The following is a 24,883-nucleotide window of genomic DNA, read 5'->3' on the forward strand; positions in this document are numbered from 1 at the left end:
CTCTTTGCGGCTCTAGGGCTGGAACCTCCTCCGAAGATCCTAGGCATCCATCCTCGCCCCTAGATACACGCCCGAAGTGTGCTCAAATGCCTCCCTTCCCTTTTGTATCAAGGGTCGAGAGGCATTTTGTTTGCCTAGTCACTGTCGAACTCGGGTGGCTGCATCGCCATATGTTTTTTATAGCCAGCGCTCGCCGAAGTTTTCGGTCCGGGGCATCCAGCGAATGATCGAAAGCTACAGCCTGCCGAATAAAAAACTGACGCCCCATATGTTCCGGCATACGTTTTGTAAGTGGATGCTAAAGGCGACGAACAATGATATCGAGAAAGTGCGGAGGTTTGCTGGGCATAGTAATATTGCCACTACGTCTCGATACTTAAAAGACAGTTATAGTGATTTGGCTGATGCTATGGAGACGTTGCCAAAATTTTAACAGAGTTTGTTGTGCTTAGGCGTCACCGATAACAATTTGGATAGTCCAGTACGGCCATGGCATCTTTGAATCCTTCTTCGAGGATTGCCATGGCCTTTGGCGTTTTCATCCCAATTTAACCGGCACTTACTCCAGCCAAAGACGGTCAAATCTCCCTCTGCTTAATTAAAAACAAGAGGTAATTCTTTGATGCGAAGATAATTCACAAAAAACAAAACATAGTGCATGAATTTCCTGCTAACTTACGGATGATGAGGAGATATGGATGATCTCAGGATGATGATGTTTTTATTTGGACAAATTTCTTTGATCAACAAAACAACAACTTCTTTTATCTTACTTTAGGAATTCCGTCTATCATTGCAGTTTGCAGTAATTTTATTTATGGTGATTTTTTTTGCCCTCTTGAAAAAGAGGGGTTTTTTATGTATAAGACACTTCTCAACGGAATCTACTATGATATAATGAAATGTAATAGAATTCTAGAAAATGTAAGAAGGACGTGTAGTGGAGTGTCTCAGTTCCAGGGATCTCGGTTTGTGGTTCAGTTTAAAGACGAGAAACGATTGACCATTGACGAAATTATTGTTTTGGAAAAGCGTCAAATTGAGCAAATTCGTAAAATTGCCGCTGAATACACTATGGAAGAACTTCAAGAATTCGAAGAATACGGAAAAGACCTTGAATACTTAACGGATGAACAAAAACAAACCGTCTTGGATGTTAAAAATTCAATCGTCGGAGGTATCCCGTCTGAACAATTGTACAAAAATAAAGTGGTGAGACCGGGAAGGCATTCGCTGAAAAGAATGTTTGAGAGGGTTGGTTCTGATTCCGTAGAAATCATCATAAGTATTATTGATAAAATAAAGGAAGCGGATACCGTCCAAAAAGCACAATGGAAGGGGTTTCCTCAGCTATCTTATACCCTCAGAAAAAATGCCGATCCAGAGCAGTATAAAATATCTTTAGGATTTGCAGCTGTTAACAATCAACGACGAATCATAATCGTCACTGTCAGCAAGCCTTCAAGCGAATCTTCACCACCAAGGATGGAACAAAGACTGGGTAATAATCCACATCTTGCAGAAAAGTTGAAAATGGCGAAGAAACTGATGAAGGAACGATTAAACAAACGTTGAATATAAAAAGTAACAAAAAGGTACAAGACATAAAAAGGGACGACGTTTAAAAAAACCACAAAAGGGAAAAATGGTAGGTAAAAAAAGTAAAAGGGAGTGACCAAGGGTGAGTGTTATGGCCACTACAATCGGGGAGGTACCCGTAATGAATGAAAAAACCGAAAAAATCGTTAGAAAAGAGTTTGCGTGGACTATTGATGGCGAAAAGTATAAAGTCCTTAACGTCCCTTTTTATAAAATGAACGCTGAAGAAAAAGAATATGTCGATTTTGAAACAGCATTAAAATTATCTTTAATCCGGGATTTAATGGTGGCTAACGAAATTCCTCAAATTGTCGATTTTGAAGAAGTTGCTGATATCGAAATATGATGTATTGTACTTTTCGTTGTTTTTTCTTGTCACATAATATATGATATACACTTCAACCTTTAATAATACCATTAACAAAAAAATTCGATGTAAAAAAGAGGGATGGCTTTTTATGGCTCCCTCTTAATTTATTTGTTTTGGAGTAAACATACGTTGTAATTCGATGAATCTGTTTTCTGTTTCAATTATATTTCTTACCCTTTCCAGAATTCTGTCTACTTTCACCCAAAGTTCAATATTTGTATCCTCGACATTCTCAATTGCTTCTTTTAGTTTGTCTTCTCCGAGTCTTTCGAGTTCCACTAAAATCAATGCTTTTCATTTTTTGGTTCTATATAAGTTGAAACTTTGTTTTACATCCAGTAGAGCGCCCACCGCATTCTATCAAAATGACTTGTTATGAAGGAAAACAGAATCGAACAATCGGAAAATCTTTATTGCAACTTATATAGATGCAATTTAAAGCTTTAACATTTTTCGTCTTTGCCGGTCATTGCATCCGACTGTCGAGTGACCGAACAGCGCCGCTTCCAGACCCATGAATGGGTCTGTGAAGCGGCGTTGTTCGGTCTTCCGTCACGCTAAGGCGTGACGGAGGCAAGCCACACGCTTGCCGACTACGGCAGAAAAGCTAGGAATAGGACGATGTCAACTGGTTTTTAATGGTTAATCAACACATCTGAGCCACTTTTTTCTTAGGCGCTTTGCTGCTGCAACTCAGCGATGTATTGTTTTCCTTGTTCTTCGTTATATTGCCCTTCCCATTTCGACATCACAACCGCCGCCAGCGAGTTGCCGATGACGTTGACCACTGTGCGCGCCATGTCCAAAAGGCGGTCGATGCCGGCGATAAACGCCAATCCTTCAACTGGAATGCCAACCGTGCCAAGCGTCGCCAATAAGACGACAAACGATACGCCTGGGACGCCGGCAATCCCTTTGGACGTCACCATTAAAACGAGCACAAGCGAGATTTGCTGCGAAATCGGCATGTCGATGCCGTACAGTTGAGCGATAAAGACAGCCGCCAGCGCCTGATAGAGCGTCGACCCATCCAAGTTGAACGAATAGCCGGTCGGAACGACAAAGGATGTTACAGCCTTTGAACAACCGAATTTCTCCATTTTTTCCATAACCTTAGGCAACACGGTTTCCGAGCTCGACGTGCTATAGGCAAGCACTAATTCATCCTTTAAGATTTTTATAATATGGAAAATATTTGTACCTACCAATTTGGCCACAGCGCCAAGCACCACCAACACGAAGAACGCCATGACCGCATAAACGAGCACAACAAGCTTGCTGAGCGGAAGGAGCGAAGCGACGCCGAATTTCGACACCGTCACGCCGATCAAGGCGAAAACGCCAAACGGCGCAAACTTCATCACTTGGTTCGTCACATAAAACATCGCTTCCGCTGTGCCTTGGAAAAAGCGAAGCACCGGTTTCCCTTTTTCACCGATCGCGGCTACGCCCAACCCGAACATCACCGAGAAGAAGATGATCGGCAGCATATTCCCGGTCGACAGCGCTTCAAACACGTTTTTCGGCACGATGTTGACAAATGTTTCAACCATCGAATGGTGCTGCACTTCGTTCGTCGTATCGACATACGACTGGATATCCGTTTTCTCAAGCGACTTCATATTGACGCCGACGCCTGGTTGGAAAATGTTCGCTGCCAAGAGGCCGACGATAATGGCAATCGTCGTAATGATCTCAAAATAAAGGATCGTTTTGCCGCCCAACTTTCCGAGCTTTTTCACATCACCGACGTTGGCGACGCCGACAATCAAGCTCGAGACGACGATCGGGATGACGATCATCTTAATTAAACGGAGAAAAACATCTCCGATCGGCTGCAAATACGTCGCTACTTTAGGGCTTCCGTAAAAAATGGCCCCAACCATAATCCCGAGAATAAGGCCGATGAAAATTTGCCATGCCAAGCCGATCTTGCGCATGATGCTTTTTCGCCTCCTTTAGACAAATTTAGACAAAAGACGACAAAATTATTTTACTTTTAAAAATAAAATCTGTCAATATTTTTGATTGAAATCGCTTCATCAAAGGATATAAATGAAAGAATTCAGTTTTTTAAAATAATTTCTATTCTTCCACTACTGAAAAAGCGGGTCGCTGCACCAGCAACCCGCTTTTGTTATGACCGCCGTTTTTCTTTTTCCTGCCGATAAAACTCGTGAAACATTTTCATTAATGCCCGTTTTTCAATGCGCGAGACATAGCTTCTCGAGATGCCGAGCTCTTTGGCGATTTCACGCTGCGTTTTTTCCCGCTGCCGACCGAGGCCAAAGCGATTGATGATCACCTCTTTTTCCCGCTCATCAAGCACGCTGATATATTGTTTGACTTGTTCGAGCTCCATGTTCAAGTGGATTTCATCGACGATGTCTTCGCCTTCGGCTTTTAAAATATCAAGCAGGCTGATTTCGTTTCCTTCTTTGTCCTGGCCGATTGGCTCATGCAACGAGACGTCTTTGCGCGTTTTTTTTAATGAACGCAGGTGCATCAGGATTTCGTTCTCGATACATCGAGCCGCATACGTTGCCAGCTTCGTTCCTTTGCCCGGCGAATAGCTTTCAATCGCCTTGATCAAGCCGATCGTGCCAATGGAGATTAAATCCTCGACCTCTTCTCCCGTATTTTCAAACTTTTTCACAATGTGGGCAACAAGGCGCAAGTTGTGTTCGATGAGCCGGTTGCGGGCTTGCTCGTCGCCTTTTGCCATCAGCGCCAAATACTTTTCCTCTTCTTGAGCGCTTAACGGCTGGGGAAACGCATTGTTTTTAATATACGAGACAAGAAACGTCAGCTCTTTCAACAGAAACGTAAACGCCGTGAAAATGCCGGACATGCTCTCACCCCCGCCTGCTGTCATCGGCGGAAACCGCCTATCGTTATGTATATGCAGGGGCGATGTTGTCCGTGTCTTTACGACAAAAATAGACCGGCCCGAAATGAGCCGGCAATGACCTGACCAATCAAAAACGATTGATGCCAACGTTCTGCTGATGCGGTCCGCCTGCTTATCCCCCTCCCGATGCAGAAGAACCGCCGTGCTTACGCTCTTGCCTCAACGCTGACTTCCGCGGCGACAACAAGCGCAATCGACGCGGTAATGATGATCGACATGACAATGGCGAACATCCCCGTTCCCTCCTTGACCTTCTCTTCTAGATTTTATTTTACCAAAGAAGACAAGGAGCGCTTCCGCCACATTTTGAACAATTCGTGAAATTCGACCGTCAACAACAGCACGCGGAGCACCGATATCCCCCCTTTAGCCTGAGTCAAGTCGAGTCTCCCGTCTGTTTCATCCACATCACAAGCCATACTGGTACAATTGACATGAATCTTCTCCCCTTTCATCTCCATTGTTTTAAAACAACCGTTGATGAGCGGAACATTTGCGGTCAAGCAACTCCTCCTCAGCTGCACGCGCGAACCGCTCCTCTTCGATGTTCCGTTGCCGCGGCTTTCTCCGCTCAATCGTGATCGTGATAAAAAACAAATGGATCGTCATACCCCCTCACCTCCTTTCCATGCAAAAAAACCGCAGAAGGAAGGCGTTTCTGCGGCTAAGCGTACAAAAAGGCCGCAGAAAGCGAGACTACTCCCCTTCTGCGGCCTGATCGCTGTTTTTCGTCATCGGTGCACGTTCATTCCCGGTCGGCGGAAGGTCGAATAGCCGTTTGATAGAATGGATGCGTTACTGTTGTCCACATCATCATTGTCATTGTCTTCGACCTCCCTTTGGAAATGATGCTACGTAGGCAATTATATCCAAAATTATTTCCATTGTAAACCGTTTTTTTGCAAAATAGGCAAAAAGCTTGCTTTCCCTTGAATGCCAGCATGGTGGCTAAACAAAAACCCGCCTTTCGGCCAAAAGGCAGGTTTACGGTTCGAACCGCTTTTCTTCTTCCTCAAGACGGCGGGCATAGCGGGCGGCTTGGCGCAAACAGGAAAGCGACGCGGTAAAACAGACGGCGACTGCCAATAGGGCGAACGGCTTTTTCGCTGTCTCAACCGCTCCTGGGATGATCGTTCCGAAATAGAGAAACGCTCCAAACGCGAACAAGACGAGACTGTATGTTTTAAAGTCGCCCGCCTTGGCCCGCAGCTCGTTTCGTTGCTGCTCGTTCAAGCCCGATCCCTCCTCTCCCCTTTCACTGTATCATACATGGACAGAAGGGGGGAGCGGCAATTTCAGCCAAGCGCCTTCGCCAAATCGTCAAGCAGATCGTTGACATCTTCAAGCCCGACCGACAAACGGATCAGGTCATCGGTAATGCCGAGCTGTTCGCGCCGTTCCTTCGGGATCGAGGCGTGCGTCATTTTCCCTGGCAACGAAATTAAACTTTCGACCGCCCCTAAGCTTTCGGCAAGCGTAAAGTAGCGCACGCGCGACAGCACTTTCTCGGCGCGCTCCAAGCTGCCGACATCAAACGAAATCATGCCGCCAAATCCGCGCATTTGCTTTTTCGCCAACTCGTGGTTCGGATGATCCGGAAGACCTGGATAATGGACGCGCTTGACCGCCTTGTGTTCAGCCAAAAAAACAGCGATTTGGCGCGCATTTTCTTCATGTTCCTCCATCCGCACGGCGAGCGTTTTCATCCCGCGCATCAATAGCCATGAATCTTGCGGCCCGAGCACGCCGCCGGTTGAATTTTGCACGTAATGGAGCCGCTCGGCAAGCTCCGGCGTGCGGACAACCGCCAACCCAGCGACGACGTCGCTATGGCCGCCTAAATATTTCGTCGCGCTATGGATGACGATATCGGCGCCAAGCTCAAGCGGCGTCTGAAAGTACGGAGTGGAAAACGTGTTATCGACGATCAATAGCAGCCCATGCGCACGGGCAATGGCGGCGGCGGCTTGCAAGTCAGTGATTTTCAACAGCGGGTTCGTCGGCGTTTCAATATAGATGGCTTTCGTATTCGGCCGGATGTGCGCCTCGATGTTGGCGACATCGCTCGTATCGACGAACGTCGCCTCAAGCCCGAACCGATTCAGCACGTTCGTCATGACGCGATACGTGCCGCCGTACACATCGTCAGTGAGCACTAGATGGTCGCCGCTTTGAAACAACATCATGACGGCCGTAATTGCCGCCATACCGGAAGCGAACGCAAAGCCGGCTTCGCCGCCCTCGAGATCAGCGATCAGCTTCTCAAGCGCCGCGCGCGTCGGGTTGCCGGTGCGCGAGTATTCAAACCCTTTATGCTTTCCAACTTCTTCTTGCTTATACGTACTCACTTGATAAATCGGGACCGACACCGCTCCAGTATGCGGATCCCCCGGAATGCCGCCATGAATGAGCATTGTTTTCCGCCTCATCGTTACCTCCCACCTTCATAAATGTGTTTGCTTAAATAGCGTTCGCTCCCGTCCGGAAAAATGACGACGATATTCGTCCCTGGCTTTGCCTTCTCTGCTTCCATCAAGGCGGCATGAAACGCGGCGCCGGACGAACTGCCGACCAAAAGCCCCTCCTGTCTCGCGAGTTCGCTGACGCGCCGGAACGCGTCATCGTCCGCGATCGTGTAGATGGCATCAAAATAATCCGGATCCATAAACGGCGGCAAAAACTCCATGCCGATCCCTTCCGTCCGATGCGGACCCGGCTTGCCGCCGCCTAAAATCGAGCCTTCCGGTTCCACGATGACCGTTTTAATGGCCGGGTTTTTTTCTTTTAAAAACGTCGCTGTCCCCATAAACGTGCCGCCGGAGCCGGCGCCGGCGACAAAAATGTCGATCTGTCCGTCCAAATCGTCCCACAGCTCCGGACCGAGCGTCTTGTAATACGTCCTTGGATTGGCCGGGTTTTGGAACTGCTGGGGGCAATAGGCGCCTGGAATCGTGCGGGCGAGCTCCTCCGCTTTGCGGATTGCTCCTTCCATTCCCTCTTCAGTCGGTGTATGAACGATTTGCGCCCCGAGCGCCTTCATCAGCTGTTGTTTTTCGATGCTGAATTTTTCCGGCACACAAAAAATGATGTTCACGTTTTTGCCGATCGCCGCCAGCGCCAGACCGATGCCGGTGTTGCCGGCCGTCGGCTCGATGATCGTGCCCCCCTCTTTCAGTTTTCCTGATGCAAACGCCTCGCGCAACAGCTCTTGTCCGAGCCGGTCTTTAATGCTTCCGCCAGGATTGAAGTATTCAAGCTTGGCGAACAGCCGAACGCCTTCCGGGAGGGGGAAGCGCGTAATTTCGACAACCGGCGTATGGCCGATCAACTCATGGATGCTTTTTGCTACGCGCATACAAGTCACTCCGTTTCTTCACGCTCAGTTTAGCAGCAAAACGGCGGTGTTCTGTTGTCTATATATAGATGCAATTTAAAGCTTTAACATTTTTCGTTTTTGCCGATCATTTCATCCGACTGTCGAGTGACCGAACAACACTGCTTAAAGACCCATTCATGGGTCTTTAAGCGAGTCGTTGTTCGGTCTTCCGTCACGCCTTAGTGTGACGGAGGCAAGCCATAGGCTTGCCTTCGACAGTCGAGAAAATAGACAAGCTGCTTTTTCGCTGCATCTTAATAGCGCTTCTGTTTCATAACGGAAAGCATCGACAAGACAAGTTCAGCCGAATGTTTCGCCGCCGTCTCCAAAAACTGTTCAAACGACACGTCCGACTCCTCACCAGCAATATCAGACAACGCCCGGATGATGACAAACGGCGTTCCAAATTGCACGCACACTTGGGCGATCGCCGCCGCTTCCATTTCGACGGCGCACAATTCCGGAAACTGACCGCGCACAAATTCGACTCGTTTTGGATCGTTCATAAACGAATCGCCGGTGGCGATCAAGCCGGTCACTGCCTGCAGGCCATCAAGCCGCGCCGCCGCCTGCTTGGCCGCCTCAACAAGCGCCTCATCCGCCCGGTAGCGCGCCGGCAGGCCAGGCACTTGCCCGTAAGCGTAGCCGAACGCGGTCACATCGACGTCATGATGGACGACTTCCTCGGAAATGACAAGATCTCCGACACGAAGCGAAGGCAAAAATCCGCCGGCCGAACCGGTATTGATCACGAAATCAGGGCGAAAGTGATCAAGCAGAAGCGTCGTTCCCATGGCGGCGTTCACTTTGCCGATCCCGGATTTCAACAACACCGCCTCCACGCCGTCAAGGCGCCCTTTGGAAAATTCGCACCCGGCGATGACCGTTTCCTCGCGCCCTTCCATGCGCGAACGCAAAATCGCCACTTCCTCTTCCATGGCTCCAATAATGGCTGCTTTCATCGTTCTCCCTCTTTCTATGTCGTTTGTTTCACCGCCTCCATCACCCAGACGAACGCGTTTTGCTGCGCAAAGGAGGCGGAAAAGCCATGCTTGGAAAACAGTGATGCCAATACGTCAAGCGTCGTATAATATTCGCGTTCCAAATCGTCGGCCAAATCGTGGAAGCCGCGCGCTCGGGCTTCCTCAATCGCCTGGCGGAACGCCTCTTTGTCGCGAAACGCCGTATCGGCAAACACTATTTTACCACCCGGATGGAGCAATTGACTATATTTGGCCAGCGCTTCGTCTTTTTCCGCATCCGTCAAATGATGAAACGCATACGTGCTGGCGATCGTGTCGATCGGCTCCGGCGGTGTCGGAAATTGCAAAAAATCGCCGTCCAGAATGACCGCTCGCCCGCTGAGCTTTTCCGCCGCTTTTTTCCTCATCGGCGCCGATGGCTCGATCCCGTACACCTGCTTGCCGCGCTCAAGCAGCTTTTTCGTCAAGTTGCCTGTGCCGACGCCAAACTCGAGCACGACTTGGCCGGCTTTGTCGGCGACCGTGCTTAAAATGCGGTCATAACCGGCAAACACGTCTCGATATTGCTCATCGTATCCTTCGACCGATCGGTCATACGATTCCGCCCATTGCTCAAACAAGTCAAGAAACTCTCTGCCCATATGGTCACACCCCAAAAAAGTTTATAATTCCTATAAATATAGTATGTTTTTTTCGTATTGCCTGCTCTTACTGTAGCATATGTTTTTCCCTTGTTCAACGATCATGTTCGTTCGTATTGTTCCCCCTTGTACTCCGGTGGATGAGGGCGGGAAAATTTGCTACACTGACAATGGAAAGGAGGAAGAACGATGCCGAACATTTCTCTTGATTTGATCGAGGACAAAATCGAATTTTTTGAAGCGGACGACTTGCGGACGCTCGAGAAAAAAATCAACGAACAAATTGAACATAACAAGGCGCTCTTGCTTTCCGTCCATCATGTATCCCATCAAATGCACGTCATGGAAAACGGAAAGCGGTGGTACAGCGCAGTCGTTCATTTCAAAGCGAAAAAATAACAGGCGCCCTTCGTTTTTGGGCGCCTGTGTATTTTTCCGCCGCTAATGAACCGCCATTGTTTCACTGATGCCGCCAAAGTTTCGAATATCTCCGCTTCCCCTCATCATGCCGCTTATGGCTTTTGCTTCAACTTTTGCACTTTCGTCGGCTTCCAGCCTTCGTTCGTCACCCATTCAATGTACACTTTGTAATGGGCGGTTTGATCTTTCGTCGAAATCGTCGCGACTGCTTTGTTCGGCCCGTTGTTGCCGATGAACCAAACGATCATCTCCTCCGGGGCGATGCCGGTCGCATAGCTGACGGCATCGAGCATTTCCTTCCAGTCGACCGAATCTTTCTTAAACACCGTTTCATGCGGCTCCGTTTGCGTCGTACCGATCGGCTGCCATGCCGGGTTGACGATTTCTTTTTCAACGTTGGACCCCGGCGGGCCCGGCGTTTCTGTCATGCCCGCTTCGCTCGTTTCATCGGTGGAAGCAGCATCTTCTTCCTCGGCGGGCGTTTCGGCTTCCGCCGGCGCCGCCGCTTCGCCTGTTTCCACTTCCACCCGCTTCGCATTGGCCGCTTCTGTTTTGGCTTCGCGATCAACCGCCTTCTCGCTCGGCTGATCGCCAAACAGCAAGTTCCCGCCGACAATCAAAATGAGCAGCACGACAACGGCAATGGCTCCATTGAGCCAACGGTTGATTCTCCGCCGCTTGGCGCGGGCGGCAAAGCGTGTCCCCATTTGCGCCACCGTCTCCTCTCCCTTCTTTGGATGATGTTCGTGCTGGAAACATGGATTCCCCTTACATTTGGTTCGTCACTTCACTTCATTTTTGGCGTGGTCATAAGCATAAAGCGCCTCGACTGCGGCGGCGAACACATCATTCGTCGAGGCCCGCCCGCTCGGGCAGTCGAGCTCAACGACAGCGAGGGCGTATTTCGGGCGGTCGGCTGGAAAATAGCCAGCAAACCATTTATTAATGAATTCAGCACCGCCGTCCATTTTTCCTGTCTCCGCCGTCCCGGATTTGCCGGCGACCGGATACGGCAGCGAACGGAAGCGGCGGCCGGTGCCATCCTCTTTGGTGACAACGCTGCGCAAAAGCCGCTGCAGCTCTTCGGCCGTCTGCGGCGCGATCGGCGCCATGTCTGAAGCCGGTTGAGGCGGAAACGAAAAGAGGGTCGCACCGTTTTTATACAGCACTTTGTCAACGGCCCGCACCTGAAGCGCTTCGCCGCCGCGGGCGATGGTCGCCATCATGTTGGCGACGCCAAGCGGCGAGACGCGTACATTTTTTTGCCCGATCGCCGTTTGCGCCACCGCAAGCGGCACCCTCTTGTCGCGCGGATCATGCCAAATCGTTCCTTTCTGCTCCTCCGGGAACTGACGGAAATGCTCTTCATGGTACACCGCCCCTTCCCAGCCGGCCGTCGGATACAGCCCAAGCTTTCTCGCATACGTTTCAAACGCATCGGGATCGTGCTCGATCAACTGCTTGCCGAGCGTGGCGAAAGCATTGTTGCAACTGACGGCAAAGCTGTCCGCTAAATCAAGCATGCCGTAATCATGCTCCTCATCGCGGGTTTTGCCGTCAATTTTTCGGCTGCAGTCAAACGTTGTCTCAAGCGAGGCGAGCCCCTCATCAAGCGCCGCGGCCGCAATGACTGTTTTAAAAATCGAGCCAGGGATTTGCGGCAACACTATTTGGTTTTCCGCCCCGCGGTTTTTGTACGGATCACGCGGATCCATGTTTGGGCGGCTGACCATGGCGAGCACACTGTTTGTGTCAATATCCAGCAAAACGAGACCGCCTTTTTTCAACCCGTATCGGTCAACGATCTGCTCCATCTCTTGCTGCAAGTCACGGTCAAGCGTCGTTTGCACGGTGACGGGATAAAACGGGTTGCCCGTATCGCTGTATTTGACATCGAGCCCAAACAGCGGCCGCCCTTCGGCGTCAACGTGATAAAGCAGCTTCGTTTCGCCGTCGGCGAGCAAAAACTCATCAAACGCCTTCTCAAGTCCTTGAATGCCCACTTCGGTCTTTGGCGGCAGCGGCCGTTTTGGATAACGCTTCTTGATGAGCTCCTGATCTGGGCGGGTGAAGCCAAGCAAATGCGGAGCGTACACCACCTCAAGAGAGTATTGTTTATTGACAGCTAAGACGCCCGGAATGCGCAAATCGTTAATTTGCTTCATTTGCTGGGCGCTCAAGGCGAGCGGCTCTCCATCCTTCTCTAAGACGAACGGACCGTCCGCCTGCCCAAGCTGGCGGCGGATCTCTTCTTTAGAGACGCCGGTGATGCGGGCGACTTGTTCCATCGGCCATTTCATCGTCGTTAAAAACGGGAATAAGACAAGCGACGGCACGTATCGCTTCGTGAGCGGCGCGCCATTTCGGTCGACGAACGAGCCGCGCCCGTCGTCAATGATCAGTTCTTGTGTCCGCTGGGCGACGCTTTCGGCAATTAAATTATGATTGGCGAACGACTCGGCGTCAATCAGCTGGATCTGCGCCAATCGCCCGACAAGCAACAACAAGCCCAGTTGAATGAGGGCGAGCATGGCAAGCGTTCGTTTTTTCCACATAAAGAAAACACCTCATCATCAGTGTTGACGAGGTGTTTCCGTTTGAAACGTCAAGCGGCGGCAATTTTCTTCGCTTCGCACACCGCCGCTTGTTCAGGTCGGCCGCCTCCTGCTTCTTATTTCACAGCCACGATTTTCACAAGCATTTCCCCGCCCGGCGTTTGCACCGTCACCTCATCGCCGACGCGGCGGCCGAGAAGCGATTTCGCAATCGGCGAGTCGTTGGAAATTTTCCCTTCAAACGGATCGGCTTCAGCGCTGCCGACGATCGTATACGTCTCTTCCTCGCCGTCTGGAAGTTCAATGAACGTGACCGACTTGCCGAGCGAGACGACGTCCGGGTTTTCTTTGTCTTCTTCAATGATGACGGCGTTGCGGATCATGTTTTCAAGCATTTGGATGCGCGATTCGACAAACGCCTGCTCATCTTTGGCAGCATCGTACTCCGAGTTTTCCGACAAATCCCCGAACCCGCGCGCAATCTTAATGCGCTCCACCACTTCTTTCCGCTTGACCGTTTTTAAGTACTCAAGCTCTTGTTCCAGTTTCTCTTTTCCCTCTTTCGTCATCGGATACTGCTTTTCGTTCGCCATTCATCTCACTCCTCTATATATTCTGCATTATGTAAAACGTACGAACAGCAAAAACGGCTGTTCGTACGCTTACTTGTTATATAATATATTGTTTTGTCTCTGTTATGTTATTACAAAACCGCTTTTTGTTCAAGAACTGTGCGAATTTTTGCCACCATTAAATCGATGGCGACGACGTTCTGTCCGCCTTCCGGAATGATCACATCCGCGTAGCGCTTCGTCGGTTCGACAAACTGGTTGTGCATCGGCCGGACGACGGACAAATATTGCTCGATGACCGAATCGAACGTGCGGCCGCGCTCTTTAATATCGCGGATGAGACGGCGGATGATGCGGATGTCCGGGTCGGTGTCGACATATACTTTAATGTCCATTAAATTGCGGAGTCGCTCATCCTCCAAGACAAGAATGCCCTCCACGATGATGACATCCTTTGGCTCCACGCGAATGACGTCGCTTGAGCGAGTGTGCAGCGTATAATCGTACACCGGCTTGTCAATCGGCTCATAGCGAAGCAGCTTATGAATATGCTCAATCAACAAATCGTTGTCAAACGCCAGCGGATGGTCATAGTTCGTCTTCAGCCGCTCTTCAAACGGAAGATGGCTTTGATCTTTATAGTAAAAGTCTTGCTCCAAAACAAGGATCGAGCGGTCGCCGAAATGGTCGTAAATCGCGCGGGCGACGCTCGTCTTCCCCGAGCCGGAGCCGCCGGCGACGCCGATGACAACGGGCTTCTTCCCCATCTTAATTCTCCTTTCTCATCATGTTGTACGGGAAGAGAGGGCGCTTGACCTTAAACTTCACGATTTGCAGCGGATGGCGCGCCGCATCAAGCTCGTTGCCGTCTTCGTCCCAAATTTTCTCAATCACTTGGGTGAAGTTTTCAATTTCCGGACCGAAAAATTCGACTTCATCGCCCGGGCGGAAATGGTTGCGCTGCTGGACGGTGGCGATGCCCGTCTCCGGGTCATAGCCAAGCACCAAACCGGCGAATTCATGAGTCGTTTTCCGGCTGTGCGTCCCGTACATATGGTTCGTATAATCCGGGAAGCCGTCAAAGAACGACGGCGCCGTCTCGCGGTTGGCGCATTTCTCCAGCTCCCGCACCCACTCTTCGCGGATCGTGAAATGGTCTGGGTCAGCGCAGTAGGCATCAATGACTTTCCGGTAGACACTGACAACCGTCGCCACGTAATGGATCGATTTCATCCGCCCTTCAATTTTCAAGCTATCCACACCCAATTCGATCATCACCGGAATGGCGCGGATTAAGTTCAAATCTTTCGCGCTCATCGCAAACGGAGCGTCCCCTTTTTCAAACAACGGAATTTCCCGGCCGTCCGAGAGCTGATACAAATCGTAATCCCAGCGGCACGACTGGCAGCATCCGCCGCGGTTTGAGTCGCGCGCCGTCATATGGTTGCTCAATACACAGCGGCCGGAGTAGGCGGAACACATCGCCCCATGGATGAACGCCTCGATTTCAATATCGACTTTCTCTTTGATCTGCCGGATTTCTTCTGCGCCCACTTCACGAGCGAGCACAACCCGCTCGAGCCCTTCCTCTTTCCAAAATTGGACCGCTTTCCAGTTGGTAAGCGATTGCTGCGTGCTTAAATGCACTTCAAGCTTCGGCGCCACCCGGCGCGCCGTTTCGATGATGAGCGGGTCGGCGACGATGATGCCGCAAACACCGGCATCTTCAAGCGCCCGCAAATAGTCATCAAGGCCAGGGATGTTTTCGTTATGGGCGTAAATATTGGCCGTTACGTATACTTTGGCTCCGTATCGATTGGCAAATTCGACCCCTTCGCGAATTTCCTCGATCGTAAAGTTGTCGGCGTTGGCGCGCAAGCTGTACTCTTGGCCTCCGATAAAGACGGCGTCTGCGCCGTAATGGACGGCGATTTTCAGTTTTTCCAAGTTGCCGGCCGGGGCGAGCAGCTCTGGCTTTTTCACAATGACGCGCTTGCCGTCAATGATTTCGGAGATGCGATCATTTTTTAAAAGCATGCTGCTTCCCTCCTTTTCTCAATAAATGGTCTCTTTGAAGAAAAATCCGGTGTCGATGCGGCGATGCGGCGGCTGAAGCGCTTCAACGGCCGCAAGCAGCTCCTCTTTTTCCCGTTCGTACCGCTCGCGGTCATCCGCGCATAAATCGATGGCGCGGCGGTACAGCTTCGTCACTTCGGTAATGTAGCGCGGCTCGTGCAAAATCCCGTCAATTTTAAAGCTGTCGATGCCGGCCTCGACCATGTCGCCGAGCTCATCGATCATGCAAACATCGTTCGGGCTCATAATATGCGTGCCGTTTTCGTCTTCAAAAATCGGATATTTGTTGTCGCGCTCTTTGTCGTAAAGAAACATCCCTTTTTCGTACTTCTTCCGTTCAACTTCCATCACTTTCCCTTGATATTCAAAATAGCTGCCGATCAGCGAGCGCTTCGATTGGTACATGCACATCGCGCCGTGCACTTGCACCTCGATTTCCACTTCGGCATGGGCTTTGATTTCCAAAATGGCGTCCATGTTCAACTCGCGGGCCAAGACGGCGCGCTTCGCCCCTTTCCGGCCCCAATAGTTGCACGCATACCAGTTCGTCGCTGTCGTCTCCGTGCTCCAGTGGAGCTTCATGTGCGGCGCCGTTTCTCGGACAGTCAAGAGCACCGCGGGATCGCCGAAGACGATGGCATCGGCGCCGACATCAGCCAAAAACGCGACGTAGTCGCCAAGCTCGTCCACTTTATCGTTATGGAAAATGGCGTTCATCGCCACATACACGTTCATGCCGCGCCGGTGGGCGGCTTTGACGGCGGCAGCGACATCATGGCGGGAAAATTCGCCGGCAAGCCGCAAACCGTAGCGCTGCTCGCCAATGATGACCGCGTCCGCTCCGGCTTCAGCCAGCTCGTCGATATGGGCAACGCTCGTCGGCGTCACGAGCAATTCGGGTTTTTTCACTGTTCTTCACCTCGTTTTTTCGATATGGCGAGCCCATCGCCGACCGGAATGATGACCGTATCATAACCGCTTCGACTCATGAGCCACTCATTGTAGCGGCGAATTTTTCGGGCGATGTTCCAAAGCCGTCGATTGTCCGCCGGCGCTTCGGCGGCGACGAGCCCCTTAAACAAGACGTTGTCGCTGATGATGAGGCCGCCTGCAGCCACAAACGGCTCATAGAGCGTAAAAAAGCGCTCATATTGCCCTTTGGCGGCATCAATAAACAGCACATCAAACGGCGCGGCGGCCGCCACACCGGCCTCGACCGCGAGCGCATCGCCCAACACCGCCTCGATTTGCCGCTTGGTGTTCGTCTTTTCGATGTAAAAACGGGCGCGCTCATACCGCTCCCGGTCTTTTTCGATCGTCACAATGCGCGCGTCCGGCAGCGCCTTTGCCATCCGGATCGCCGAATAGCCGATCGCCGTGCCGATTTCCAAAATGCGGCGCGGCCTGATCAGCTTCAAGATGAATAACAGCACTTCGACGCTCACCGGATCCATGATCGGTATGCGGTGCCGATAGGCGTACTGCTCCATCTCCTCAATGTCCTCATCCGGCGCCGGACGCAGCTTTTGCAAGTACGAAACAATGTCATTGGAAAGCAAGAGGAATTCCTCCCTGCCGTCAGCAAACTGAAAAGCGCTCGCCAAAGTTGAACTATATAGATGCAACGAAGAAGTTTAATATATCCTTGACGGAAAAGCGGTTTGCCCATTTTCGACTGACGGAGGCAAGCCTGTGGCTTGCCTCCGTCACGCCTTGGCGTGACGGAAGACCGAACAACCGGCCTGCTTCACAGACCCATATATGGGTCTGGAAGCGGCGTTGTTCGGTCGCCCGACAGTCGATCAAATACTCGGGAAAAACTACAAATGGTAAAGCTTCAAATTGCATCTATATACAACCCGGCATTTGCGCTTTGTCGTCATGAAAAATAAGAGCCGCAAAGGACTCTTATCGTTGGTCTGTTCAACTATACTACCATAAAACAGCGGAAAAGCGAAGCCGTTTCACCCCACCGGCCATTACCTTCCGTTTTGACCTATTGTTTTCCAATATGCTTCGCCTTTTCCCGGTTATGCTCGGCCAACGTTTTCGTAAAAATGACCTCGCCGCCCGGTGTCGCCAAAAAGTATAAATAGTCGGTCGCCGCCGGTTCAAGCGCCGCTTCGATCGACATTACGCCGGCGTTGGCGATCGGCCCCGGCGGCAGCCCTTTATGAATGTACGTGTTGTACGGCGAATTGACCTGCAAATCTTTATACAACACACGCTCTTTATGTTCGCCAAGGGCGTACAAAACGGTCGGGTCGGTTTGAAGCGGCATGCCGCGGTGCAGCCGATTGTAAAACACGCTGGCGATTTTTTGGCGGTCAGCTTTTTCCGTCGCCTCTTCCTCAATGAGCGACGACATCGTCAACAGCTGATGCGGCGACATGTTCTTTTCTTTCATCGCTGCCTTATATGTGTCAAGCACAGCTGCCGTTTTCGCCACCATCGCCTCAATGATCTCTGAGAGCGGCGGCTTTTCGTCAGCAAACACATACGTCGCCGGGAACAAGTAGCCTTCCAGCGGATAGCGGATGCCTTTGTGAAAAATATCATCAGTCAACAAATCCGGGTGCATTTTCATCAGCCGTTCGATATACGCGCGATCGTTAAGCAATTTCATAATTTGTTCTTGTTTGTACCCTGTTTTCGCGGCAATGAGGTCAGCGATTTGCACCAATTGCGACCCTTCCGGAACGGTCAGCTTCAATCCGATTTTTAGCGATTTCCCCGTTTTTAACAGCTCAATGATGCGCGCCATTGGCATCGCCCGCGTCAACTCATACTCCCCAGCCTGGAAGCCGGATTCATTTTTCCAGCGGACATATAAGCGAAACACGGCCGCGCTTTTAATGAGCCGCTTTTGTTCGAGCTGCTCGGCAATCGCCGCCGCCGATGAACCGATCGGAATCGAGACATGGACCGGGGTGCGGTCATTCGGGTCGACGGGCTTAAGCGCTGAACGGATGTATAAGAAACTGCTGGCGCCGGCAATGACAAACGCCGCCAGCAGAACAGCACAGACAATCAAGACGATTTTCCGCACAAGCCGCGCCTCTGGCGCCCTAAAATCGTTCTGTTTCATCTTTGTCCTCCTTTCACCCGGCCATATTATACTACAAAGTTCCGCATTTTTCGCCCTTGACGGTCAAAAAATGCAAAGCCAGGGGAGGATACGCGCCGGTCAATCGAAGCCCTTCGCAACATTTGTCGGACAAACAAGAAGATGTCTGAACCATTGCATGGAACACAACTTATCGTTTCTCAGCGCATAATACGGCAATAAGAAAAGGGGCCCCGATCCTTTTGGCCCCCCTCTGCTGTCCGTTATTCGTCGTCTTCCTCTTCCTGTTCAGCGCAAAACGTATTCCATACTTCTTCGATCATGTCCCACTCTTCTTCCGTCTCGATTGGGAGCAGTTCGCCTTCTTTGTTCTCATCCCCAGGGATGAAGGCGGAAACGTGCACTTCCGTCTCGCCGTTTTCATCTTCCGCCTCGACGCCGACCGGATAGTAAAACACATACGATTTGCCGAAATCATCTGATTCAAACGTAAACAAAATTTCGCACAGCTGCTCGTTGCCATGTTCGTCGACAACGGTAATATGACGGTCTCCGTGTTCCATGTTTTCTCCTCCAATTTATCGTTTACTGTCCAAATATGACTGCAAAATGACGGCCGCCGCCATTTTGTCGATCACTTTCCGCCGCTTTTTCCGGCTGACGTCGGCAGCGATCAACATCCGTTCGGCGGCCATCGTCGACAGCCGTTCATCCCAAAGCACAACGGGCAAAGAAAACTCCTCTCGCAATTTGGCGGCGAACCGCTCGCTTGCCTCAGCGCGCGGCCCGAGCGTGCCGTTCATGTTTTTCGGCCACCCGACGACAATCGTATCGACGCCGTACTCATCGATGATGGCGCGCAGCCGCTTTAAGCCGTAGTCGCCGCGCTCCGTATCAATGGCGATCGTCTCCAATCCTTGCGCTGTAAGGCCGAGTTCGTCGCTAACGGCAACGCCGAGCGTTTTCGTTCCCAAATCTAATCCTAGCGTCCGCATTAGGTTAATCCTTTCGTTGCCCCTGTAAATAGAATTTCACCAATTCCTCGATTAATTCGTCGCGTTCAATTTTGCGGATGAGCGCACGCGCATCTTTATGGCGCGGAATGTAAGCTGGGTCGCCGGACAACAAGTAGCCGACAATTTGATTGATCGGATTGTAGCCTTTTTCCTGCAAGGCGCCATACACCGTCAACAACACTTCGCGAACGTTCGTCTCGGCCGGCTCCTCGGAAAAATGAAACTGCATCGTTTGGTCAAACGAGCTCACCGTTTCCACCTCGCTCCTTATTCAGGCACCCCGTCCTTTTACATCCATTGTACACGATCCGCGCCAATTAGGAAACGGATTTCACCCATGTTTCGACATAACCGAGCGCTTCGCCGACCTTGCTTGGGTCCTTGCCGCCAGCTTGCGCCAAATCCGGGCGCCCGCCGCCGCCCCCACCGCAACGCGACGCTACTTCTTTCACCAGCTTGCCGGCATGGAATCCTTTTTTCACCAAATCGTCCGTTACTGCGGCAATCAGTTGCACTTTTCCGCCCTGGGCGGACGCCAACACGATGACCGCCGTGCCGAGCTTTTGTTTCAAATCATCAGCCATGGCCCGCAGTTGATTCATGTCATTGGCCTGCACTTTTGCCGCCAACACCGGCACGCCGTTTACATCTTTCACTTGACGGGTGAGGTGCTCAGCTTCCATATGGGCGAGGCGGGCAGCAAGCGATTCATTTTCGCGCTCGAGCTCTTTCAGCTCGGCAAACAGTCCGTCAAGACGCGCATTCAATTCTTTCGGGCTTGTTTTCAGTTTTTGCGCCGCCTCTTGCAAAATAGCAAGCTGTTCGCTCATAAAGCGGTATGCCGCTTCTCCGGTCACCGCTTCAATCCGACGCGTGCCGGCGCCGATGCCGGACTCGGAGACGATTTTAAACAACCCGATGGCTGATGTGTTGGGCACATGGCAGCCGCCGCACAGCTCGAGGCTGTAGTCGCCGACTTTGACGACGCGGACGATGTCGCCGTATTTTTCGCCAAACAGCGCCATCGCGCCCATCGCTTTCGCTTCCTCGAGCGGTTTATAAAAAATGTCAACCGGGAGGCTTTTCCAAATTTGTTCGTTGACGATGGCTTCGATGCGCTCGAGCTCCTCTGGCTTCACTTGCCCAAAATGGGTGAAGTCAAAACGAAGCCGGTCCGGGGCGACAAGCGACCCCGCTTGGTTGACATGGCGGCCGAGCACGTCTTTTAGCGCTTGATGGAGCAAATGGGTCGCCGTATGGTTTTTTACGATGCGCATCCGCTTTGCTTCATCGACGCGCGCCGTATAGCGGGATCCTTTTTTCACCGTTCCGCGTTCGACGATGATCGCATGAAGATGTTGGCCGTTCGGCGCTTTTTGCACATCTTTGACGACCGCTGTTCCTGTTTCGCTTTCAAACACGCCTTGGTCAGCGATTTGTCCGCCGCTTTCGGCGTAAAATGGCGTCACATCGACGATGATTTGCGCCTCTTCGCCGGCTTTCACTTCCTCGACAAGCCGCCCGTCTTTGACGATGGCGATGACCGTCGATGCGGCAACAAGCTCATCGTAGCCGACAAACCGGCTTTCATCTTTAATGTCACCGAGCACTCCGCCTTGGACTTGCATCGAATCGACATCTTGCCGGGCCGCGCGCGCCCGTTCGCGTTGCCGCTCCATCTCGCGCTCAAATCCGGCATGGTCGACCGTCATGCCCGCTTCAGCGGCGTACTCTTCCGTCAGCTCGATCGGAAAGCCGTACGTATCATACAGGCGGAACGCTTCCTCGCCCGGAATGACGTCGCTTCCTTGCTCTTTCGCCTTTTCGATCACCTCCGCCAATATGGCGAGCCCTTCATGGAGCGTTTCATGGAACCGTTCTTCTTCCGTCCGGATGACGCGGGCGATGAAATCGGCTTTTTCTTTCACCTCCGGATAGTAGTCGTGCATAATCTCGCCGACGACCGGGACGAGTTCGTACATAAACGGACGGTCAATGCCGATATGTTTCGCATAGCGCACCGCGCGGCGGAGCAGGCGGCGCAGCACATAACCGCGGCCCTCATTTGACGGCAGCGCCCCGTCGCCGATCGCGAACGTCACGGCTCGAATATGGTCGGCGATCACCTTAAAGGCGACGTCTTTGTCCGGATCTTCGCCATACCGCTCGCCGGCGATCTGCTCGGTCGCGCGGATGATCGGCAGGAACAAGTCGGTTTCAAAGTTCGTCGGCACGTCTTGCAAAATCGAGCACATCCGCTCCAAGCCCATGCCGGTGTCGATGTTTTTCTTCGGCAGCGGCGTGTACGTGCCGTCCGGGTTATGGTTAAACTGCGAAAAGACAAGGTTCCATACTTCTAAATAGCGGTCATTTTCCCCGCCTGGGTACAGCTCCGGATCGTTCGGGTCGTTGCCGAACGCTTCGCCGCGGTCGTAAAAGATTTCCGTGTTCGGACCGCTCGGGCCTTCGCCGATGTCCCAGAAGTTGCCTTCAAGGCGAATGATCCGCTCTTCCGGCAAGCCGATTTCGTTGCGCCAAATGTTGTACGCTTCCTCGTCTTCCGGATGGACGGTGACGGACAACCGTTCCGGATCAAAACCGATCCATTTGTCGCTCGTCAAAAACTCCCATGCCCAATGGATCGCTTCACGCTTGAAGTAATCGCCGATCGAAAAGTTGCCGAGCATTTCAAAAAACGTATGGTGGCGCGCCGTTTTCCCGACGTTTTCGATGTCGTTGGTGCGGATCGATTTTTGCGCGTTGCAAATGCGCGGGTTTTCCGGAACGATGCGCCCGTCAAAGTATTTTTTCAACGTCGCGACGCCGCTGTTGATCCACAACAGCGACGGGTCGTCGACCGGAATGAGCGATGCGCTCGGCTCAACCGCATGGCCTTTTTCTTGGAAAAACTCTAAAAACATGCGCCGCACTTGGGCGGATGTCAGCTTTTTCATGATGATCCTCCCCTTTCGCCTTTTATATAAAAAAACTCCCATCCCCTGCAGGGACGAGAGTTATGCTCGCGGTACCACCCTGTTTATGGGCAAAAAACGCCCATCACCTCTTTGGCCGTAACGCAGCCTTGCGTCAGGTTTTGCCTGCGCTCCGGATTAGCCTTCTGTTGCCCTTCATCTGGAATTTCTTTCAGCCGCGGAAATTCCTCTCTGTGCGCGAGCTCGCGCGTTAAGATGGACTGCAACATACTCGATCCGTCATCGCGTTATGTATTCGCTTTTTTCATTGAAAGATTATAGACAAGCAGAGAGCATTTGTCAATGCGAAGCATAATGCTCTTTCCAATGGGCGAGGGCCACTTTCAGCACCGCCGCCGTCGGAACGGCGAGAATGAGGCCGAGCACGCCGGCGAGCTCGCCGCCGGCAAAGAGGGCGAGCATAATGACAAGCGGATGCATATGCACGCTTTTGCCGACGATCAACGGCGACAAGATGTTCCCTTCTAAAAACTGCAAGGTAAAAATGATGACAAGCACGATCACGACCATTTTCAGCGAGACGGTGGCAGCCAAAATGACCGCTGGAACGGCGCCGATCAGCGGGCCAAAATACGGGATGATGTTCGTCACGCCAATGACAAAGCCGAGCAACAGCGGATAATCCATGCCCGCAAGCCACAAGCCGAGCGCCGCTGCCAGACCGATCGCCGCACAGACGAACAGCTGGCCGCGAATGTAGCCGCCGAGCGATTCATCGACATCCTTCAAAAACGCCATCCCCGGCCCACGCCACCGCTTCGGTGTCATGTACCAAACCGCTTTTTTCAACACATCGATGTCTTTTAACATATAGAAGACGATAAACGGAATGATCAACAGCGTCGCCGCCGAACCGATGAACGATTTGGCGGCGTTGATCGCCATCGCGACGGCGGCCGCCGCTGCCTGCTCGATCTCGGCAAACATCGCCTCGATGCGTGTGTGCACCTCAAGCGGCCAATTCGACGTCTCGTCGTGGATGTGGCGCACCCATTGGCGGTATGTATTCATCAAAGACGGCAGCTGTTCATCCAGTTCACGCAACTGGGCGATGAATAGCGGCACGCCGCGGTACAAGCCGTAGCCGACCAAACCGAAAAACAACAAATAAATCAACAAAATGGCAAGGGCGCGCGGCATTCCTTTGCGATGGATGGATTCCACAAGCGGGTAGAGCAAATACGTAATAAACGACGCCAGCAAAAACGGCGTCAACACCGTTGCGATAAAATCAATGACCGGCCGCCAAACGTCTTTCATCCGAACGATCAAATAGATGATTGCCGTCATGAGCAGCCATTTTCCGATGCGAAAGAACGACAGCCATTGTTGCTCGCCCATCGCCACACCTCCTACCGTTTAGTGTAGGAGATGCGGCGGGAAATATGCCTTCACCGCTTTTAGCACTATTTGACAGCCACAAGGCGACGCCCCCGCGCAAAGGCGAGGGCGAGCGCCGTCAGCGGATCGCTTGCATCAAGCGGCGGCGCATCCTCCGCATCGTGCGACCGTTCATCCAATCGTTTCGTTGGGCGAGCTGATAAGCGGCGACGCCTAATCCGACTGCTAACAGCGACGTCATCATCCGGTTCATGCGTGTCCCCCCTAAAATTGGATCGTGCGTTCGTGGTCGTCAAACAAGTCGTCAAGAGAACTCAACGTTCCGTCTTCTTCCACTTGATGGGCGTGGATCATCCCTTTCGAGACGGACAGCTCAATAAAGCAATCCCAGCAGTAGTACTGGTTGACGCCGATTTTCCCTAAATTTTTTCGTTTGCAATTCGGGCAAATGAGCATGGACAGCCACTCTCCTTACATCGTTGTTTCCACGGTGACCACGCCTTCTCTGGCGGTAAACGGAGCGAGCTCCATTCGTTTCTTTCCTTCGGTCAAATCGGAAAAAAATCCCTCGCTGATCTCGTATCCGTCAATTTTGCCCAATTGCCCGTCAAAATATACGTCATCCAACAGTCCGATCGTTGTTCCGTCCGCGGCGACAACCATGCTGCCGGCGAGGCCGCGTTCGCCGTAAAGAGAGTGGCCGCTGTCAGAAGAAGGAAACGGCTGGAAGCTATCGGCATCACAGATGATGACTCGGTCGTTTTCGAACGACTGCACGGCTGAAAGCGGCAAATAGCGGCGGCGGCCGAACAAACCGCCCTGTTCCGCGACAAGCCCTTTGACCGCGCCGTGGCTGGTAAACCAAATGTCAGCGATCGTTCCGACCATTTTTCCCGTCGTTTGTTCATAAATGGGAAGGCCCTTGATGTCGGAAAACGTCCGCATCGTTCTCCCACCTTTCCA

At 51.9% G+C, this 24,883-nt stretch carries 27 protein-coding genes, 1 pseudogene and 1 other annotated feature; of the genes and pseudogenes, 4 read left to right on the forward strand and 24 right to left on the reverse strand.

What is annotated here, in order from left to right; genetic code table 11:
* Positions 1–154 precede the first annotated feature (154 nt).
* From DI44_RS18240 to DI44_RS04395, 3 genes and pseudogenes are all read left to right on the forward strand, one after another.
* Positions 155–433: pseudogene (locus DI44_RS18240) on the forward strand (site-specific integrase); the annotation flags it as partial.
* A gap of 539 nt (positions 434–972) precedes the next feature.
* Entirely contained in the window at positions 973–1,575 is a 603-nt protein-coding gene (locus DI44_RS04400; RefSeq protein WP_128723157.1) for a hypothetical protein, read from the forward strand.
* 145 nt (positions 1,576–1,720) lie between these two features.
* Positions 1,721–1,945: a hypothetical protein gene (locus DI44_RS04395; protein ID WP_033025893.1), complete on the forward strand. Its 225-nt coding sequence runs from the start codon at positions 1,721–1,723 to the stop codon at positions 1,943–1,945.
* 695 nt (positions 1,946–2,640) lie between these two features.
* Here the strand turns inward: DI44_RS04395 and DI44_RS04385 are convergent.
* The 8 genes from DI44_RS04385 to DI44_RS04350 form a co-directional block, all read right to left on the reverse strand.
* Entirely contained in the window at positions 2,641–3,909 is a 1,269-nt protein-coding gene (locus DI44_RS04385) for a cation:dicarboxylase symporter family transporter (protein WP_011232012.1), read from the reverse strand.
* 197 nt (positions 3,910–4,106) lie between these two features.
* Positions 4,107–4,820, reverse strand: coding sequence for an RNA polymerase sporulation sigma factor SigK (sigK, locus tag DI44_RS04380; RefSeq protein WP_020278372.1), 714 nt, complete (start codon positions 4,818–4,820; stop codon positions 4,107–4,109).
* 525 nt (positions 4,821–5,345) lie between these two features.
* Positions 5,346–5,489, reverse strand: coding sequence for a YrzI family small protein (locus DI44_RS18245; protein WP_011232016.1), 144 nt, complete (start codon positions 5,487–5,489; stop codon positions 5,346–5,348).
* A 375-nt stretch (positions 5,490–5,864) separates the two neighbouring features.
* A complete protein-coding gene (locus DI44_RS04370; RefSeq protein ID WP_011232017.1) occupies positions 5,865–6,113 on the reverse strand; it encodes a YrhC family protein in 249 nt (82 codons plus the stop codon).
* Positions 6,114–6,175: 62 nt separating this feature from the next.
* Positions 6,176–7,309, reverse strand: coding sequence for a bifunctional cystathionine gamma-lyase/homocysteine desulfhydrase (locus DI44_RS04365; protein ID WP_033025895.1), 1,134 nt, complete (start codon positions 7,307–7,309; stop codon positions 6,176–6,178).
* 2 nt (positions 7,310–7,311) lie between these two features.
* A complete protein-coding gene (locus DI44_RS04360) occupies positions 7,312–8,235 on the reverse strand; it encodes a cysteine synthase family protein (RefSeq protein ID WP_011232019.1) in 924 nt (307 codons plus the stop codon).
* Positions 8,236–8,510: 275 nt separating this feature from the next.
* Entirely contained in the window at positions 8,511–9,218 is a 708-nt protein-coding gene (mtnN, locus tag DI44_RS04355) for a 5'-methylthioadenosine/S-adenosylhomocysteine nucleosidase (protein WP_021322000.1), read from the reverse strand.
* Positions 9,219–9,232: 14 nt separating this feature from the next.
* Positions 9,233–9,880: a class I SAM-dependent methyltransferase gene (locus DI44_RS04350; RefSeq protein ID WP_011232021.1), complete on the reverse strand. Its 648-nt coding sequence runs from the start codon at positions 9,878–9,880 to the stop codon at positions 9,233–9,235.
* A gap of 189 nt (positions 9,881–10,069) precedes the next feature.
* Between DI44_RS04350 and DI44_RS04345 the strand changes: the two genes are divergently transcribed.
* Positions 10,070–10,279 carry a YrzA family protein gene (locus DI44_RS04345; RefSeq protein WP_011232022.1) on the forward strand — a complete coding sequence of 70 codons (210 nt, stop codon included), beginning with the start codon at positions 10,070–10,072 and terminating at the stop codon, positions 10,277–10,279.
* A 113-nt stretch (positions 10,280–10,392) separates the two neighbouring features.
* Here DI44_RS04345 and DI44_RS04340 read toward each other — a convergent pair whose 3' ends face one another.
* The 16 genes from DI44_RS04340 to DI44_RS04270 all read right to left on the reverse strand — a co-directional run bounded on the left by DI44_RS04340 (position 10,393) and on the right by DI44_RS04270 (position 24,865).
* Positions 10,393–11,016, reverse strand: coding sequence for a YrrS family protein (locus tag DI44_RS04340; RefSeq protein WP_014196395.1), 624 nt, complete (start codon positions 11,014–11,016; stop codon positions 10,393–10,395).
* A gap of 66 nt (positions 11,017–11,082) precedes the next feature.
* The gene (locus tag DI44_RS04335) at positions 11,083–12,855 is read right to left on the reverse strand and encodes a penicillin-binding protein 2 (protein ID WP_033025896.1); all 1,773 of its coding nucleotides are present in this window, start codon (positions 12,853–12,855) and stop codon (positions 11,083–11,085) included.
* 116 nt (positions 12,856–12,971) lie between these two features.
* The gene (gene greA, locus DI44_RS04330) at positions 12,972–13,448 is read right to left on the reverse strand and encodes a transcription elongation factor GreA (RefSeq protein ID WP_011232025.1); all 477 of its coding nucleotides are present in this window, start codon (positions 13,446–13,448) and stop codon (positions 12,972–12,974) included.
* Between the two features lie 110 nt (positions 13,449–13,558).
* A complete protein-coding gene (gene udk / locus DI44_RS04325; protein ID WP_011232026.1) occupies positions 13,559–14,194 on the reverse strand; it encodes a uridine kinase in 636 nt (211 codons plus the stop codon).
* A gap of 1 nt (position 14,195) precedes the next feature.
* The gene (locus DI44_RS04320; protein WP_011232027.1) at positions 14,196–15,464 is read right to left on the reverse strand and encodes a U32 family peptidase; all 1,269 of its coding nucleotides are present in this window, start codon (positions 15,462–15,464) and stop codon (positions 14,196–14,198) included.
* Between the two features lie 18 nt (positions 15,465–15,482).
* Positions 15,483–16,412, reverse strand: a complete 930-nt coding sequence (locus DI44_RS04315; protein ID WP_011232028.1) for a peptidase U32 family protein — start codon at positions 16,410–16,412, stop codon at positions 15,483–15,485.
* The gene (locus DI44_RS04310) at positions 16,409–17,062 is read right to left on the reverse strand and encodes an O-methyltransferase (RefSeq protein WP_014196397.1); all 654 of its coding nucleotides are present in this window, start codon (positions 17,060–17,062) and stop codon (positions 16,409–16,411) included. The genes DI44_RS04315 and DI44_RS04310 overlap by 4 nt, the downstream gene beginning before the upstream one ends.
* A 437-nt stretch (positions 17,063–17,499) precedes the next feature.
* Complete coding sequence (mltG, locus tag DI44_RS04305; RefSeq protein WP_033025897.1) at positions 17,500–18,591, reverse strand: endolytic transglycosylase MltG; 1,092 nt, start codon at positions 18,589–18,591, stop codon at positions 17,500–17,502.
* 242 nt (positions 18,592–18,833) lie between these two features.
* Complete coding sequence (locus DI44_RS04300; RefSeq protein WP_011232031.1) at positions 18,834–19,133, reverse strand: DUF1292 domain-containing protein; 300 nt, start codon at positions 19,131–19,133, stop codon at positions 18,834–18,836.
* A gap of 15 nt (positions 19,134–19,148) precedes the next feature.
* Positions 19,149–19,565: a Holliday junction resolvase RuvX gene (ruvX, locus tag DI44_RS04295; RefSeq protein WP_011232032.1), complete on the reverse strand. Its 417-nt coding sequence runs from the start codon at positions 19,563–19,565 to the stop codon at positions 19,149–19,151.
* A gap of 4 nt (positions 19,566–19,569) precedes the next feature.
* Complete coding sequence (locus tag DI44_RS04290; RefSeq protein ID WP_011232033.1) at positions 19,570–19,836, reverse strand: IreB family regulatory phosphoprotein; 267 nt, start codon at positions 19,834–19,836, stop codon at positions 19,570–19,572.
* 67 nt (positions 19,837–19,903) lie between these two features.
* The gene (alaS, locus tag DI44_RS04285; RefSeq protein ID WP_014196399.1) at positions 19,904–22,540 is read right to left on the reverse strand and encodes an alanine--tRNA ligase; all 2,637 of its coding nucleotides are present in this window, start codon (positions 22,538–22,540) and stop codon (positions 19,904–19,906) included.
* A gap of 46 nt (positions 22,541–22,586) precedes the next feature.
* Positions 22,587–22,811: a binding site (T-box leader), on the reverse strand.
* A gap of 47 nt (positions 22,812–22,858) precedes the next feature.
* Positions 22,859–23,920: an AI-2E family transporter gene (locus tag DI44_RS04280; RefSeq protein WP_033025899.1), complete on the reverse strand. Its 1,062-nt coding sequence runs from the start codon at positions 23,918–23,920 to the stop codon at positions 22,859–22,861.
* 118 nt (positions 23,921–24,038) lie between these two features.
* A complete protein-coding gene (locus tag DI44_RS18260) occupies positions 24,039–24,173 on the reverse strand; it encodes a YrzQ family protein (RefSeq protein ID WP_013144658.1) in 135 nt (44 codons plus the stop codon).
* A gap of 11 nt (positions 24,174–24,184) precedes the next feature.
* On the reverse strand, positions 24,185–24,376 hold the full coding sequence (locus tag DI44_RS04275; protein WP_008881018.1) for a hypothetical protein: 192 nt from the start codon (positions 24,374–24,376) through the stop codon (positions 24,185–24,187).
* A gap of 15 nt (positions 24,377–24,391) precedes the next feature.
* On the reverse strand, positions 24,392–24,865 hold the full coding sequence (locus tag DI44_RS04270) for a PRC-barrel domain-containing protein (protein ID WP_014196401.1): 474 nt from the start codon (positions 24,863–24,865) through the stop codon (positions 24,392–24,394).
* Positions 24,866–24,883 lie beyond the last annotated feature (18 nt).

Source organism: Geobacillus sp. CAMR5420, assembly GCF_000691465.1.
Taxonomy (GTDB): domain Bacteria; phylum Bacillota; class Bacilli; order Bacillales; family Anoxybacillaceae; genus Geobacillus; species Geobacillus thermoleovorans.

What these genes read in the sequence shown, in the direction of transcription:
- DI44_RS04395 (WP_033025893.1), top strand. Translation starts at nt 1,721, where the DNA reads ATGAATGAAAAAACCGAAAAAATCGTTAGAAAAGAGTTTGCGTGGACT.
- DI44_RS04385 (WP_011232012.1), bottom strand. Translation starts at nt 3,909, where the DNA reads ATGCGCAAGATCGGCTTGGCATGGCAAATTTTCATCGGCCTTATTCTC.
- sigK (WP_020278372.1), bottom strand. Translation starts at nt 4,820, where the DNA reads ATGTCCGGCATTTTCACGGCGTTTACGTTTCTGTTGAAAGAGCTGACG.
- DI44_RS18245 (WP_011232016.1), bottom strand. Translation starts at nt 5,489, where the DNA reads ATGACGATCCATTTGTTTTTTATCACGATCACGATTGAGCGGAGAAAG.
- DI44_RS04365 (WP_033025895.1), bottom strand. Translation starts at nt 7,309, where the DNA reads ATGAGGCGGAAAACAATGCTCATTCATGGCGGCATTCCGGGGGATCCG.
- DI44_RS04360 (WP_011232019.1), bottom strand. Translation starts at nt 8,235, where the DNA reads ATGCGCGTAGCAAAAAGCATCCATGAGTTGATCGGCCATACGCCGGTT.
- mtnN (WP_021322000.1), bottom strand. Translation starts at nt 9,218, where the DNA reads ATGAAAGCAGCCATTATTGGAGCCATGGAAGAGGAAGTGGCGATTTTG.
- DI44_RS04350 (WP_011232021.1), bottom strand. Translation starts at nt 9,880, where the DNA reads ATGGGCAGAGAGTTTCTTGACTTGTTTGAGCAATGGGCGGAATCGTAT.
- DI44_RS04345 (WP_011232022.1), top strand. Translation starts at nt 10,070, where the DNA reads ATGCCGAACATTTCTCTTGATTTGATCGAGGACAAAATCGAATTTTTT.
- DI44_RS04335 (WP_033025896.1), bottom strand. Translation starts at nt 12,855, where the DNA reads ATGTGGAAAAAACGAACGCTTGCCATGCTCGCCCTCATTCAACTGGGC.
- greA (WP_011232025.1), bottom strand. Translation starts at nt 13,448, where the DNA reads ATGGCGAACGAAAAGCAGTATCCGATGACGAAAGAGGGAAAAGAGAAA.
- udk (WP_011232026.1), bottom strand. Translation starts at nt 14,194, where the DNA reads ATGGGGAAGAAGCCCGTTGTCATCGGCGTCGCCGGCGGCTCCGGCTCG.
- DI44_RS04320 (WP_011232027.1), bottom strand. Translation starts at nt 15,464, where the DNA reads ATGCTTTTAAAAAATGATCGCATCTCCGAAATCATTGACGGCAAGCGC.
- mltG (WP_033025897.1), bottom strand. Translation starts at nt 18,591, where the DNA reads ATGAAACAGAACGATTTTAGGGCGCCAGAGGCGCGGCTTGTGCGGAAA.
- DI44_RS04300 (WP_011232031.1), bottom strand. Translation starts at nt 19,133, where the DNA reads ATGGAACACGGAGACCGTCATATTACCGTTGTCGACGAACATGGCAAC.
- ruvX (WP_011232032.1), bottom strand. Translation starts at nt 19,565, where the DNA reads ATGCGGACGCTAGGATTAGATTTGGGAACGAAAACGCTCGGCGTTGCC.
- alaS (WP_014196399.1), bottom strand. Translation starts at nt 22,540, where the DNA reads ATGAAAAAGCTGACATCCGCCCAAGTGCGGCGCATGTTTTTAGAGTTT.
- DI44_RS04280 (WP_033025899.1), bottom strand. Translation starts at nt 23,920, where the DNA reads ATGGGCGAGCAACAATGGCTGTCGTTCTTTCGCATCGGAAAATGGCTG.
- DI44_RS18260 (WP_013144658.1), bottom strand. Translation starts at nt 24,173, where the DNA reads ATGAACCGGATGATGACGTCGCTGTTAGCAGTCGGATTAGGCGTCGCC.
- DI44_RS04275 (WP_008881018.1), bottom strand. Translation starts at nt 24,376, where the DNA reads ATGCTCATTTGCCCGAATTGCAAACGAAAAAATTTAGGGAAAATCGGC.
- DI44_RS04270 (WP_014196401.1), bottom strand. Translation starts at nt 24,865, where the DNA reads ATGCGGACGTTTTCCGACATCAAGGGCCTTCCCATTTATGAACAAACG.